This window comes from Methylobacterium aquaticum, from assembly GCF_016804325.1.
Taxonomy (GTDB): domain Bacteria; phylum Pseudomonadota; class Alphaproteobacteria; order Rhizobiales; family Beijerinckiaceae; genus Methylobacterium; species Methylobacterium aquaticum_C.
In genome coordinates this window covers 5,766,338-5,780,000 of record NZ_CP043627.1, presented here as the reverse complement: position 1 = coordinate 5,780,000, position 13,663 = coordinate 5,766,338, and the positions used below count along the sequence as shown (strand labels likewise).

Here is a 13,663-nt window from a genome sequence, read left to right as displayed (position 1 = left end):
CGCGGCTTCTCCCACGCCGTGCCGCCTCGCGGAAGCGGGTTCAGGCGCGCCGCTTCATGAGAGCCGCCGCCGCGAGGCCGACGCCGGCCATCACCGCCCCGGTGGTCAGGGGATTGAGCGTCGCCCGCGTGTAGGTGCTGGTATGGCGCACCATCCCCGGATGGTCGCCGCGCACGTGGCCATCCTGCCTCGGCTGGTAGAGGGCGCCGTTCGGGTCGCGCGGCGGCTCGGCGCTGAGCTGCTGGCCCGCCATCAGGCTGCCCAGGCGGTCGAACGCGCCGGGCGCGAGTTTTTTCAAGCCGGTCATGGCGCGGCCGCCGCCGCCGACGATGATCTCGCGCTGCGGATGGACCGCGGCGTGCAGGATCGCGTGGGCGACCTCGTCCGGGTGGTAGACCGGCGGCGGCAGCTTCGGCTCGCGGTCGAGATAGTTGCGGGCGTGCTGCGGGAACGGGGTGTCGATCGCCGCCGGCTTGATCAGCGTCACCGAGACCGGTGCCCGGTCCTGATCCAGTTCCATCCGCAGCGCGTCGGTGAAGCCGCGGATCGCGTGCTTGCTCGCCGAGTACATGCCTTGCAGCGGGATCGCGAGGTCGGAGGCGATGCTGCCGAGATTGACGATCGCGCCGCCGCGGCGCCGCAGGTAGGGGGCCGCCACCAGCGAGCCGTAGACCACGCCCCAGAAATTGGTCTGGAACAGCCGGTCGTGGTCCTCGTCCGAGACCTCCTCCAGGCGGCCGTAGATCGAGATGCCGGCATCGTTGACCCAGGTATCGAAGCCGCCGAAGCGCTGCACCGCCTTGTCGGCGATGGCCTGCACGTCCTGGCGCCGGCCGACATCGGCGACGACATGGGTCGCCTGACCGCCCGCCGCCTCGATCTCCTCCTGGATCGTCGCCAGCGCCTCGGCGTTGCGCGAGGCGAGCACCACCCGGGCGCCGGCCCGCGCCGCCATGCGGGCGGTGGCGAGCCCGATGCCGCTGGAGCCGCCGGTGATGACGATCACCTGCTCGCCGAGGGGCTTGTGCGCGTGGCTCATGGAATCCTCCGTACAGGATGGGGGTATCCAGGCCCTAACGATGACGGGCGTGCTTCGTTCATTCGGGCAGGCCCCTCCCATATCTCGAACCTCTGGCACGAGCCCCAACAAGCTATTGGACAGGCGGTCACCGCGCCCTCATGATCCGCGCCGCGGCGAGGCCCCCGACGCCACTCTTCAGAGGGGCCCGTTCGCGCGAGAAGTCAGGGAGGACACCGATGGCAGGGACGGGTCGTGCCGGGAACGTCACGCGGCGCGAAGCGCTGATCGGCGCAGGCGCCGCCGCGGGGAGCCTGATGCTGCCGGGCGGTTCGGCTTTCGCGCAAGGCGCGAAGCCGGCGGAGATCAAGGTCGGCATCGCCACCTACCTGTCGGGTCCGGCCAGCGTCTTCGGCGTGCCGGGCCGCCAGACCGCCGAGATGCTGTTCGACGAGATCAACGCGGCCGGCGGCATCGCCGGCATCAAGGTGCGGCCGATCTTCGTCGACGAGGGTCCAGGCGTCGACCACGTAGTCGGCGAGTACCGCCGGCTGGTGCAGTCGGAGGGCGTACACCTGATCTTCGCGGCGATCTCGTCGGCCGATTGCATCGCCTGCGCGCCGCTCTCCGATGAGCTGAAGCGCCCGACCCTGCTGTGGGATTGCGGCACCCAGCGCATCTTCGAGGACAACCGCTACACTTACGCCTTCCGCACCCAGGCCAACGCCACGCCGGAGATCCTGGCGGCGCTGCTCTACCTCCTAAAGGTCAAGCCGGACTTCAAGTCGATCGCGGTGATCAACCAGGATTATGCCTGGGGCCGCGATTCCTGGGACATCTTCCGGACCGCGATGAACACCCTGAAGCCCGGGGTGAAGATTTCGGCCGAGCTGTTCCCGCGCTTCGGCGCCACCGACTTCTCGACCGAGATCACCCGCGTGCTGGCGCTTCGCCCGGACGTGGTGCTGTCGACCTCCTGGGGCGGCGACCTCGACGCGCTGATCCGCCAGGCCTCGGACCGCAAGCTGTTCGAGCGCGCGACCTTCGTGATGCCGCTCGCCGAATCCTCGCTCCAGCGCGTCGGCAAGGCGCTGCCGGCCGGCCACATCGTCGGCGCGCGGGGCGACCACTGGTTCCTGCACCCGTCGCCGGCCGATCCGGAGCGGCTGAAGCGCTTCAACGAGAGCTACCGCGCCAAGCACAATGCCTGGCCGATCTATCCGTGCTTCCACATGGCCCAGGCCGTCTCGGCGATGAAGGCCGGGATCGAGAAGGCGGTGGCGGCGAAGAACGGCGGCTGGCCGAACGAAGCGGAACTGGCTGCCGCCTTCAAGGGCCTCGAATTCCCCTCCCCCACCGCCAGCGTGCGCATCCGCGAGGACGGCCAGGGCCTCGAGAACCAGCTGATCGGCACCACCCTGCATTCCGACAAATATCCGTTCCCGGTGCTCACCGACATGATCGTCTTCCCGGCCGAGTCCGTGACGACGCCGGTCGGCCAGAAGAGCGCCGACTGGCTGAAGACGCTGACCCCCGACATGGTGGCGAAGCTCCCGCAGGCACAGGCCTTCAAGAGCTGATGGCTTGGCTTTCGATGACTTGGCTGTCGGAGAACGGGATCCTCGTCGGGCTCGCCTTGCTCGACGGGCTGTCCTACGCCGCCGCCGTCTTCATGGTGGCGGTGGGGCTGAACCTGGTGTTCGGCGTGCTGCGGGTGCTCAACGTCGCCCATGGCAGCCTCTACGCCATCGGCGGCTACACGGCCGCGTCGATCGGGCTGTTCGCCGCCTCGCTCGGCGCGCCGCCCTGGCTCGGCCTGCCGATCCTGCTCGCCGCGGCGGTGCTGGTCGGCGTGGTGCTCGGGCCGGTGATCGAGCGGCTCTTGCTGCGCCGGATGCAGGACCGCGAGCCGGTCCTGCAGCTCCTCGTCACCTTCGCGCTGTTCATGATCCTGGAGGACCTGCAGAAGCTGGTCTGGGGCGTGCAGCCGGTGGTGTTCGATGCGCCGCTGAAATGGCTCGGCACCGTCGACGTGCCGTTCGGGCAGGACGCGATCCCGTTCACCGCCTACCAGCTCTACGTGCTGCCCGGCGTCGCCCTCGCGACGCTGGCCATCCTCGCCTACGTCCTTCGCTACACGCTCACCGGCCGGATGGTCGTGGCGGTCACGGTCGATCGCGAGGCGGCCCGGGCCATGGGCATCGACGCCGCCAAGGTGACGATGCTGACCTTCACGGTCGGCGCCGCGCTGGCGGCGCTCGGCGGCGCGCTCGCCGCCCCCACCGTGTCGCTGGTGCCGGGGGTCGGCGCCTCGACCATCGTGCTCTCCTTCGCGGTCGTGGCGACGGCGGGCCTCGGCCAGATCGAGGGGGCGGCGGTGGCGGCCCTCCTCATCGGCCTCGGCCGCTCCTTCGCGGTCTATGTCGCACCGGAATTCGAGGTGGTGGTACCCTACGCCATCATGGTGGCGGTGCTGCTGTTCCGGCCGCAAGGGCTGTTCGGCGTGGCGGAGACCCGGCGGATATGACCTGCACCCTCTTGCACGGAGGCGCCGCGCGATGACCCGCCGCTCCGAAACCCTGCTGGCGCTCGCCGGCGCCGTGCTGATCCTCGTCCTCGCCTACGCGGTGCCGTGGCTGCGCTTCGTGCTCACCATCGCGCTCGCCAAGGGGCTCGCCGTCCTCGGCATCCTGCTGTTGCTGCGGGCCGGCCAGGTCAGCTTCGGCCATGCGCTCTATCTGGCGCTCGCCGCCTATACGGTGGCGTTCGGCGCGGTTCTCGTGCCGGAGGCCCTGCTGCTGCTCCCGGCCGCCGCGCTGATCGCCGGGATCGTCGGCCTGCTGATCGGGCTCTTCGTGGTGCGCTACCGCGAGATCTTCTTCGGCATGCTGAATCTCGCGCTCAGCATGGTGTTCTACTCGGTGCTGGAGAAGTTCTACGCGCTGACCCATGGCGCCGACGGGATCCGGCTCCCGCCCGTCACGTTCCTGGGCCGGCCGCTCGCCGGGGAATCGGGCGAGTGGACGGTTCTGGGTCTGGCCCTCGTCCTGGCGCTCGCCTGCGGTGCGCTCGTGCGGGTGGCGCTCGCCTCGCCGCTCGGGGAAGCGCTCGCCGGCATCAAGACCCGCGAGACCCGGCTCGACTTCATGGGCGTGTCCCCGAAGCGCGTGCTGCTCGCCGCCTACGTCGCCTCCGCCGTGATGGCGGGCTTTGCCGGCGCGATCATCGCGCTCACCACCCGGCACGTCACCCCGGCGCTCAGTTACTGGACCACCTCGGGCGAGCTCGTCTTCATCGCGATCCTGGGCGGGGCCGGCAGCGTGCTCGGGCCGTTCCTCGGGGCGGCGGCCTACGAGCTGACCCGGGTCTATGCCGCGGCGACCTTTGCCAATGCCTGGCAGCTGGTGCTGGGCCTCGTGCTCCTCGGCGTCATCGTGTTCGCGCCGGGCGGCATCTGGGGGATGATCGCGAGACGCAGGAGGGCCGCATGACCGCGCTTCTCTCGGCAAAGGGTCTGCGCCTCGCCTTCGGCGGCCTCAAGGCGGCGGACGGGATCGACCTCGACGTCGAGGCCGGCGAGTTCCTGGCGATCATCGGCCCGAACGGTGCGGGCAAGACCACCTTCATCAACATGACGACCGGCTACCTCAAGCCGCAAGGCGGCTCGATCGCCTTCGAGGGCAAGCCGATCCTCGGCCTGTCGCCGCGGCGCATCGTCGGACTCGGGGTCGCGCGCAGCTTCCAGCTGCCGCAGCTCTTCACCGAGCATACGGTGTTGCAGAACGTGGCCTTGGCGGTCGCGTCCCGCGAGGGCGTGTGGTCGGTGCTCAACCCGCTCTTGCGCCCGCGCTTCCGCGACGAGGCGGCGGAGCTGATCGCGCGCTTCGGGCTCACCCGCATCACCGACGTGCGGGCCGACGCCCTCAACGAGGGCGCGCGCAAGCTCGTCGACATCGCCATGGCGGTGGCGCTCCGCCCCCGCCTCCTTCTGATGGACGAGCCGACGAGCGGCGTCGCGGCGGCCGAGAAGATGGCCATCGTCGAGACCCTGGTGCGGGTGCTGCGCGAGGCGGGCGTGACGGCGGTGTTCGTGGAGCACGACATGGAGGTGGTCGGGCGCTTCGCCGACCGGGTGGCGGTGTGGGGCCAGGGCAAGATCGCGGCGCTCGGGCCCCCGTCCCGGATCCTCAACGATCCGGAGGTGCAGCGCACGGTGATCGGCATCGCTCCGACGGGAGGTGCCCATGCTGCGGCTTGAGGGGGCGGCGGTCGAGATCGCGGGCGCGCCAGTGCTCCGCGGCGTCTCGCTCGATGTTCCGCCGGGCGGGCGCGTGGCGCTCATCGGCCGCAACGGCGCCGGCAAGACCACGACGCTCCGCGCCCTGATGGGGCTCCTGCCCCTCCAGGCCGGCCGGCTCGTCCTCGATGGACAGGAGGCCGGCACCATCCCGGCGCATCACCGCGCGCGGCTCGGCATCGGCTACGCGCCCGAGGAGCGCAAGCTGTTCGGCAGCTTCACGGTGCAGGACAACCTGCTGCTGCCGGCCCAGGTGCTCAAGCTCCCCAAGGCCGAGGTCTCGCGGCGGCTGGATGCCGTCTACACGCTCCTGCCGGAGCTCAAGGACTTCGCCCCCCGCAAGGCGGCGGGCCTGTCGGGCGGTCAGGGCAAGATGGTGGCGTTGGGCCGCGCCCTGATGGTCGGCACCCGGGCGGTGCTCCTCGACGAGCCGTTCCAGGGCCTCGCCCCGGCGCTCGCCCTTCGCTACGCCGAGGCCCTGGCCCGCCTGCGGGCCGCGCTCCCCGACGTCGCGATCCTCATCACCGAGAGCAGCCCGGACCTGCTGCGGGCGCTCGTCGACACCACCATCCAGATCGAGCGCGGCGAGATCTCGGCCGCCTGACGTAACCTGAGGAGTGTTTCCCATGAGGCTGAACGGCAAGGTCGCGATCGTCACCGGCGCCGGCGGCGGCTTCGGCGAGGGCATCGCCAAGCGCTATGCGGAGGAAGGCGCCAAGGTCGCGGTGCTCGACCTGCGCGGCGACGCCGCCGAGCGGGTGGCGGGTGAGATCGGCGCCTCGGCCATCGCCATCGCGGCGGATGTCGGCAGCGCGCTGGATGTCGAGGCGGCGGTGCGGCGCACCACCGAGGCCTTCGGCACGCCGCACATCCTCGTCAACAATGCCGGCACCACCCACCGCAACCAGCCGCTGATGGAGGTGGACGAGGAGGCCTTCGACCGGGTGTTCCGGGTCAACGTGAAGTCGATCTTTCACTTCGTCCGGGCGCTGGCGCCTGCGATGCGCGACAATGGCGGCGGCGTGATCCTCAATGTCGGCTCGACCGCCGGCATCCGGCCCCGTCCCGGCCTGACCTGGTACAACGCCTCGAAGGGGGCGGTGAACCTGATGTCGAAGTCGCTCGCCGTCGAGCTGGCGCCGTGGAAGATCCGCGTCAACGCGCTCTGCCCGGTGATGGGCGAGACCGGCCTGCTCGAAGCCTTCATGGGTGTGCCGGATACGCCGGAGAACCGGGCGAAGTTCGTGGCGACGATCCCGCTGGGGCGGATGTCGCGGGCGTCCGACATCGCCAACGTGGCGTTGTTCCTGGCCTCCGACGAGGCGGAGTTCATCACCGGGGTGGAGATGCCGATCGATGGGGGGCGGACGGTCTGAGAGCCTGTTTGATCGTCTGCTCGAGTCGATCTAGCGCGAACATCGCCACCTCACCTCGTCATCCTGGGGCCGCGAAGTGGAACCCGGGATCCATAACCGCTGACGGCGCAGCACGAGGCGGATGACGACCCGCCTTTTTCTTCGACGTCAGCGGCTATGGATCCCGGGTTCTCGTCTTCGACGAGCCCCAGGATGACGTTGGAGGATTTGAGACTGGGATTGCCAGTCAAGCAGGCTCTGATCGACCATCATCGGCAAAACGGTCGGTCGCGTCCCGCATCCGCGCGGCGATCTCGGGCCCGCCATGGCCCTCCGCCTCCACGATGCAGAGGCGGCTCGCCGGCCAGAGACGGTGCAACTGCCACGCCGTGGCCGCAGGTCCGCTGATGTCGCGGCGTCCATGGATCAGGACGCCCGGGATGGTGCGGAGACGGTCCATGCCGGCGAGGATCGCCTCGGGACCGTGCAGGAAGCCGTCATTGGCCCAGTAATGCGTGACCAGGGTCGCGAACACCGCGTCCCGCTCCGGATCGTCCGGCTTTTGGCCCGGAGGCAAGGACCGATCGAGGGAGACATGCATGTCTTCCCAGGCCATCCAGTCCCGCACCGCCCGCCGACGATCCGACGCGTCGTGTCCCGCGAGGCGCCGCGCATAGGCCTCGACGATGCGCTCGTCCCCGCGCCGGTCGGACGCTGCCGCGAAGGCGTACCACGCCTCCGGAAAGACGCGACCGACGGTCTCGGTGATCCAGGTGACCTCGTCTCGGCTGGTGGTTGTGACGGCGGCCAGCACGAGCGCGCTTACCCGGTCGGGATGCTGCTGCGCGTAGGCGAGCGCCAGGGTTGTGCCCCAGGAGATTCCCGTCACGAGCCAGCGTTCGATGCCGAGATGCCGCCGCACCGCCTCGATATCGGCGATCACGGCTTGGGTCGTGTTGCGGGACAGGCGGCCGAGGTTCGAGGTGGCGAGCGGCCGGCTGCGGCCGCAGCCGCGCTGGTCGATGCCGACGATGCGGTACCGGGCGCCGTCGAAGTGGCGGCGATAGCCGCCGGTCCCGAGTCCGCTGCCCGGGCCGCCATGCAGGAAGAGCGCCGGCCTGCCCTCCGGGTGGCCCGAGGTCTCCCAGTAGATCCGGTCGCCAGCCGCGAGCGTGAGCAGGCCGGATTCGGTCAGGTCCGCCATGGCCCGAAACGCTCCCTCACCGCGGCTGGCAAGTCTCGCAATAGAACGTCGACCGCCCCGACTGCATCAGCCGCCGCACCACCCCCGGCACCCCTTCGCCGTGCACCCCAGTCCCTCCCGGTCGTAGACCCGGAAGGCGTGCTGGAAGGCGCCCGCGCTGCCGTCGGTATGGACGTAGTCGCGCAGGGTCGAGCCGCCCGCCGCCACCGCCTCGGTGAGCACGTCGCGGATCACGGTGGCGAGGCGCTTGGCCTTCGCGGTCGGGCGGCCGGCGGCATCGGCGAGCGTGCCGGCCGGGGCCTCCGGATGGAGCTTGGCCCGGTGCAGGGCCTCGCAGACATAGATGTTGCCCAGCCCCGCGATCAGCCGCTGGTCGAGGAGCGCGGCCTTGAGCGGCGTGCGCTTGCCCGCAAACAGCGTGGCGATCGTCTCGCCGGAGAGCGCGTTGCCGAGCGGCTCGATGCCCATGCCGGCGAAGTGGCGGCAGGTGGCAAGCTCCGCCGACGGCACCAAGTCCATGAAGCCGAAGCGGCGGGCGTCGTTATAGACCACCCGGGCGCCGTTCGAGAGCCCGAACCGGACGTGGTCGTGCTTGGCTTGGCCCTGCGCTCCTTCGAGGTAGAAGTCGCCGGGCGAGACGGTGCGGCCGTCGGGCAGGTGGACATCGAACCGGCCGCTCATGCCGAGATGCATGATCAGCGCCTCGCCGGAGGACAATTCGGCGACGAGGTACTTGGCGCGGCGCGACAGGGCCGTGACCTCCTGCCCCTTCACCCGGGCGGCGAAGCGGGCCGGGAACGGAAAGCGGAGGTTGGGCCGGTTCAGCACGACCTCGGTGAAGCGGGCGCCGACCAGGGCGGGCTCCAGGCCGCGGCGGACGGTCTCGACTTCGGGCAGTTCGGGCATGGCATCCTGGAAGACGGGCGAAGCGCTTAAGGCCGGGAGATGGGGGGCCTGCGCCGGTTTCGCCAATGCGGCGTCGGCGAACCGTTGCGTGCAGTCGCCGGTATTTACGTGACCTTAGGTTAAATTCCGCATGTTGCTGATCGATGGCGGCGAGGTTTCGCTCCCGATCACGACCCGATGCCCCAGGCGGCGGAGTGTGCGATGCAGATTGTCCCCACCACCGGGATCGCGGCCCTGCAGATGTTGCAACGGACCGCCCTTCGCGATGATCCTACCGTGCCACCGGTGACCTCCCCGAGCCTCAAGCCGCAGGATCCGGCGAAAGACCCCTTGGCCCTCGGCCAGGGCACCGACGCGAAGGCCCGGGCCGCGGCGACCGCCGCCCTGTTCAGCGTGAACCACGTGACAGGCGAGAAGCTGCTGATGCAGCGCGTCGAGCAGCTGGGCCAGGTGCTCGGCGTCGAGCGGTCGCACTACAGGACGTTCGAGGAATTCGGCGCGGCGATCAAGGACACTATGCTCAAGCTCACCGCGAATCCGGATGACGGGGCCATGATCTCCGGAATCGCCGCGCGGATGAAGCTCGATTCCAAGACGGTCGAGGTGTTGCTGCAGCAGAAGACGCCCGACCTGCTGTTCCATCTCATCGAGCAGCATCTGGGGCTGGACAAGCTCGGCATTTCGCTCGACAGCCTCGTCACCGCCGCGCAGAACCCGGGAGGCCGCGACGCCGAGCGGATCAAGGAACTCCTCGAACAGGACAGCGGCCCGTCGAAGACTGACAAAGCCGGGCAGCCGCTCCTTCTGGTGACGAAGGACGAGGACGGGCTGTACCGCCTCGCCGCCGGGCCGGAGGCCTGAGCCGGTCCGCTGTGGGCGCGACGAAGCGCACGCCTCGAACGCGCTCCCCAAGATGGTGCTTTGCCCGCGGCTTCGCTATGCAGGCCGCCACGACAGGGGACCTCAAGGCATGGCCGGCGACGAGACCAGCACCGATTTCGGCTTCGAGCGCGTCAGGCTCGCGGAGAAGCAGGACCGCGTCAACGAGGTCTTCCGCTCGGTGGCGAAGCGCTACGACCTGATGAACGACCTGATGTCCGGGGGCCTGCACCGGGCGTGGAAGAGCGCCTTCGTGTCGACGCTTCGCCCGTCGCGCACCCGGCCGTTCCGGCTGCTGGACGTCGCCGGCGGCACCGGCGACATCGCGTTCCGCACCCTTGAGGCCGGCGGGCCCGACACCAAGGTGACGGTGCTCGACATCAACGAGGCGATGCTCGGGGTCGGCCGCGAGCGGGCGGGCCACCGGTACGGCTCGCGCATCGACTTCGTCGCCGGCAACGCCGAGTCGCTGCCGCTGCCGGCCGGCACCTTCGACGCCTACACCATCGCCTTCGGCATCCGGAACGTGCCGCGGATCGAGCTGGCGCTGGCCGAGGCCCACCGGGTGCTCAAGGTCGGCGGCCGCTTCCTGTGCCTCGAATTCTCCCATGTCGACGTGCCGGGGCTCGACAAGATCTACGAGGCCTACTCGTTCAAGGTGATCCCGCGGCTGGGCGCGATGGTGGCGGGCGACAAGGAATCCTACCAGTACCTCGTCGAGTCGATCCGCCGCTTCCCGACCCCCGGGAGCTTTTCCCGGATGATCGAGGAGGCGGGCTTCGGCCACGTCACCCACCGTCCGCTCTCGGGCGGCATCTGCGCCATCCATTCCGGCTGGAAGCTCGCGTGAGGCCTTTCCCGTGCTGAGCGTCGTCGCCCACCTCGCCCGGGGCATCCATGTCGGCTGGGTGATGGCCCGCGAGGGCGCCCTCGCCTTCGTGGACGAGGCCGCCCTGCCGCCCCACCTGCGCCTCGTCCTGCGGTTCGGCCGCAAGCTGGAACGCCCGGGCCTCGGCGCCGGCCGCCTGCCCGCGGCGCTGACCCGCCTCGGGCCGTCCTACGTCAAGTTCGGCCAGTTCCTGGCGACGAGGCCCGACATCGTCGGCATGGCGGCGGCCCGCGACCTGGAGCGCCTGCAGGACCGGGTGCCGCCCTTCCCACAGGACGTGGCGGTCGGCATCCTCGAAGCGACCCTCGGCAAGCCGGTCGCTGAGCTGTTCACCTCCTTCAGCCAGCCGATCGCCGCCGCCTCGATCGCGCAGGTCCACAAGGCGCATCTCGTCGAGGCCGACGGCACCGAGCGGGTGGTCGCGGTCAAGATCATGCGGCCGGGGGTGCGCGAGCGCTTCTCCCGCGACATCCAGGCGATGCGCTTCATGGCCCGGGTGGTCGAGGCCCTGCGCCCCGAGGCCGAGCGCCTGCGCCCGCGCGAGGTGGTGGAGACGCTCGCCCGCTCGGTCGCCATGGAGATGGATCTGCGGCTCGAAGCCGCCGCCCTCTCGGAACTGGCCGAGAACATCAAGGACGACCCCGAGTTCCGGGTGCCGCAGCCGGTCTGGGAACTGACCGGGCGCGACGTGCTGGCGAGCGAGTGGATCGACGGCATCCGCCTCAACGACCGCGCGGCGATCGTCGAGGCCGGCCACGATGTGGCGGCGCTCGGGCGGACCGTGATCCAGTCCTTCCTGCGTCACGCGATCCGGGACGGTTTCTTCCACGCCGACATGCATCCCGGAAACCTGTTCGTCGATCCGGCCGGGCGGCTGGTGGCGGTCGATTTCGGCATCATGGGCCGGCTCGGCCTGAAGGAGCGCCGCTTCCTCGCCGAAATTCTGCTGGGCTTCATCCTGCGCGACTACCGCCGGGTGGCGGAGGTACATTTCGAGGCCGGCTACGTCCCCTCGCACCATTCCGTCGACGATTTCGCGCAGGCCATCCGGGCGATCGGCGAGCCGATCCACCAGCGCCGGGCCGACGAAATCTCGATGGCGAAGGTTCTGACGCTGCTCTTCGACGTCACGGCGCTCTTCGACATGAGCACCCGCACCGAACTGGTGATGCTTCAGAAGACCATGGTGGTGGTCGAGGGCGTCGCCCGCTCCCTCGATCCGCGCCTCGACATGTGGACCACCGCCGAGCCGGTGGTGCGCGCCTGGCTGACCCGCAACCTCGGCCCGATCGGCCGCGCCGACCAGGCCCGCCGCGCGGTGCTGACGCTCGCCGACGTGGTCGCCGACGTGCCCGACCTCGCCCAGCGGGTAAAGCGCGTGCTGGTGCGCCTCGACGAGGAGGGCTTGCGCGAGGTGACGCGCGTCGAGCGGCGCATCCGGATCGAGACCAAGCGGATGGTGTGGTCGACCCTGGCTCTGTGGGCGATCGCCGGGTCGCTGCTGGCGATCGCGTTGCGGTAAGAGCGAGTCATCGACAATCTCCCCGAGATCGTAGCGCTCCCGTCTGTCCAACGCTCCGCGTCATTCCGGGGCCGCGGCAGCGGAGCCCGGAATCCAGACACTCAGTTTGTTCAGGAAGAGGCGGAGAGCGTTTCGCTTCATTCTCAACCATCCGCGGTTCTGGATCCCGGGCTCCGCTGCCGCGGCCCCGGGATGACGCAGAGGGTGTGACGAGTGGTCGTGACACGAGATCGATCGCCGTTCTGTCCCCTCGCAGGCATCTTCCCGGCTTGCGTCCCTCCGCCCCACCGCTTTTGATGGGCCCCACGGCGCCACGATCCGCTCACCCAGAAGCGGAAGGCGCCCGGGAGAACGCCCATGCTCACCCCTCTTCGCGCCGCGCTCCTCGCTGCCGCATCGCTCTGCGCGCTTGCCGCCCCGGCTCGTGCCGCCGAACCGCGCCTCTCCGACGGCAAGGTCAAGCTCGCCGTCCTCAACGACATGTCGAGCGTCTACGCAGATTCCACCGGCCGCGGCTCGGTGATCGCCGCCGAGATGGCGGTGAAGGATTTCGGCGGCACCCTCGACGGCAAGCCGGTCGAGGTCGTCTTCGCCGACCATCAGAACAAGCCGGATGTCGGCTCCAACATCGCCCGGCAATGGTACGACCGGGACGGCGTCGACGTGATCCTCGACGTGCCGACCTCCTCGGTGGCGCTCGCCGTCCAGCAGATCGCCAAGGACAAGGGCAAGGTGCTGATCGTCTCGGGCGGCGGCACCTCGGACCTCACCGGCGTCCAATGCTCGCCGACCGGCATCCACTGGACCTACGACACCTACGCGCTCTCCCACGTCTCCGGCAGCGCCGCGGTGAAGAAGGGGCTCGACAGCTGGGCTTTCGTCACCGCCGACTACGCCTTCGGCCACGCGCTGGAGCGCGACGCCATCGCGGAGGTGAAGCGGTCGGGCGGCAAGGTGCTGTCGACGGTCCGGGCGCCCTTCGCCACCGCCGATTTCTCGTCCTTCCTGCTCCAGGCGCAAGGGTCGGGTGCCAAGCTCATCGCCTTCGCCAATGCCGGCGGCGACACCGTCAACGCGATCAAGCAGGCGCATGAATTCGGCATCGTCCAGGGCGGCCAGACCCTGCTGGCTCTGCTGATCAACATCGACGACGTGCACAGCCTCGGGATCGAGGTGGCGCAGAACCTGTTGCTCACCACCGCCTTCTACTGGGACCGCACGCCGGAGACCCGCGCCTTCGCCGCCCGCTTCAAGGAGAAGGCCGGGCTGATGCCGACGATGCACCAGGCCGGCGTCTATTCCTCGGTGCTGCACTACCTGAAGGCGGTGCAGGCGGCGGGCACCGACGATGCCAAGACCGTGGTCGCCAAGATGCGCGAGACCCCGGTCAACGACATGTTCGCGACGAACGGCCGGATCCGCGAGGACGGCCGCATGGTCCACGACATGTACCTGATGCAGGTGAAGACCCCGAAGGAATCGACGGGCGAATGGGACCTCTACAAGCTCGTCGCCACCGTGCCGGGCGACGAGGCGTTCCGGCCGCTCGCCGAGGGCGGCTGCCCGCTGGTGAAGGCGGCCGCCAAATGAGAC

General features: G+C 69.9%; 12 protein-coding genes and 1 pseudogene. 10 read left to right on the top strand and 3 right to left on the bottom strand.

Annotated elements, in window-relative coordinates:
* Positions 1-40: 40 nt before the first annotated feature.
* A complete protein-coding gene (locus F1D61_RS26555) occupies positions 41-1,039 on the bottom strand; it encodes an SDR family oxidoreductase (protein WP_203155115.1) in 999 nt (332 codons plus the stop codon).
* Positions 1,040-1,257: 218 nt separating this feature from the next.
* Between F1D61_RS26555 and F1D61_RS26550 the strand changes: the two genes are divergently transcribed.
* From F1D61_RS26550 to F1D61_RS26525, 6 genes are read left to right on the top strand one after another with little or no spacing between them, the layout of a single operon-like run.
* The gene (locus F1D61_RS26550) at positions 1,258-2,598 is read left to right on the top strand and encodes an ABC transporter substrate-binding protein (protein WP_203155114.1); all 1,341 of its coding nucleotides are present in this window, start codon (positions 1,258-1,260) and stop codon (positions 2,596-2,598) included.
* Entirely contained in the window at positions 2,598-3,545 is a 948-nt protein-coding gene (locus tag F1D61_RS26545; RefSeq protein ID WP_246775545.1) for a branched-chain amino acid ABC transporter permease, read from the top strand. Before F1D61_RS26550 ends, F1D61_RS26545 begins: the two co-directional genes overlap by 1 nt.
* Before the next feature lie 31 nt (positions 3,546-3,576).
* Entirely contained in the window at positions 3,577-4,509 is a 933-nt protein-coding gene (locus tag F1D61_RS26540; RefSeq protein WP_203155113.1) for a branched-chain amino acid ABC transporter permease, read from the top strand.
* Positions 4,506-5,276, top strand: coding sequence for an ABC transporter ATP-binding protein (locus F1D61_RS26535; protein ID WP_203155112.1), 771 nt, complete (start codon positions 4,506-4,508; stop codon positions 5,274-5,276). The genes F1D61_RS26540 and F1D61_RS26535 overlap by 4 nt, the downstream gene beginning before the upstream one ends.
* The gene (locus F1D61_RS26530; protein WP_203155111.1) at positions 5,263-5,919 is read left to right on the top strand and encodes an ABC transporter ATP-binding protein; all 657 of its coding nucleotides are present in this window, start codon (positions 5,263-5,265) and stop codon (positions 5,917-5,919) included. The genes F1D61_RS26535 and F1D61_RS26530 overlap by 14 nt, the downstream gene beginning before the upstream one ends.
* 22 nt (positions 5,920-5,941) lie before the next feature.
* Positions 5,942-6,691, top strand: coding sequence for an SDR family oxidoreductase (locus F1D61_RS26525; protein ID WP_203155110.1), 750 nt, complete (start codon positions 5,942-5,944; stop codon positions 6,689-6,691).
* A 226-nt stretch (positions 6,692-6,917) separates the two neighbouring features.
* On the opposite strand, the gene pip is transcribed toward F1D61_RS26525, so the two are convergent.
* Positions 6,918-7,874: a prolyl aminopeptidase gene (gene pip, locus F1D61_RS26520; RefSeq protein WP_203155109.1), complete on the bottom strand. Its 957-nt coding sequence runs from the start codon at positions 7,872-7,874 to the stop codon at positions 6,918-6,920.
* Between the two features lie 16 nt (positions 7,875-7,890).
* A pseudogene (mutM, locus tag F1D61_RS26515) lies at positions 7,891-8,780 on the bottom strand (bifunctional DNA-formamidopyrimidine glycosylase/DNA-(apurinic or apyrimidinic site) lyase).
* A gap of 201 nt (positions 8,781-8,981) precedes the next feature.
* On the opposite strand from mutM, the gene F1D61_RS26510 reads away from it, so the two are divergent.
* The 4 genes from F1D61_RS26510 (at position 8,982) to F1D61_RS26495 (ending at position 13,660) form a co-directional block, all read left to right on the top strand.
* A complete protein-coding gene (locus tag F1D61_RS26510; RefSeq protein WP_203155108.1) occupies positions 8,982-9,641 on the top strand; it encodes a hypothetical protein in 660 nt (219 codons plus the stop codon).
* 109 nt (positions 9,642-9,750) lie between these two features.
* The gene (gene ubiE, locus F1D61_RS26505) at positions 9,751-10,509 is read left to right on the top strand and encodes a bifunctional demethylmenaquinone methyltransferase/2-methoxy-6-polyprenyl-1,4-benzoquinol methylase UbiE (RefSeq protein ID WP_203155107.1); all 759 of its coding nucleotides are present in this window, start codon (positions 9,751-9,753) and stop codon (positions 10,507-10,509) included.
* A 10-nt stretch (positions 10,510-10,519) separates the two neighbouring features.
* Positions 10,520-12,070, top strand: coding sequence for a 2-polyprenylphenol 6-hydroxylase (gene ubiB, locus F1D61_RS26500; protein ID WP_203155106.1), 1,551 nt, complete (start codon positions 10,520-10,522; stop codon positions 12,068-12,070).
* Positions 12,071-12,427: 357 nt separating this feature from the next.
* Entirely contained in the window at positions 12,428-13,660 is a 1,233-nt protein-coding gene (locus F1D61_RS26495; RefSeq protein ID WP_203155105.1) for an ABC transporter substrate-binding protein, read from the top strand.
* Positions 13,661-13,663 lie beyond the last annotated feature (3 nt).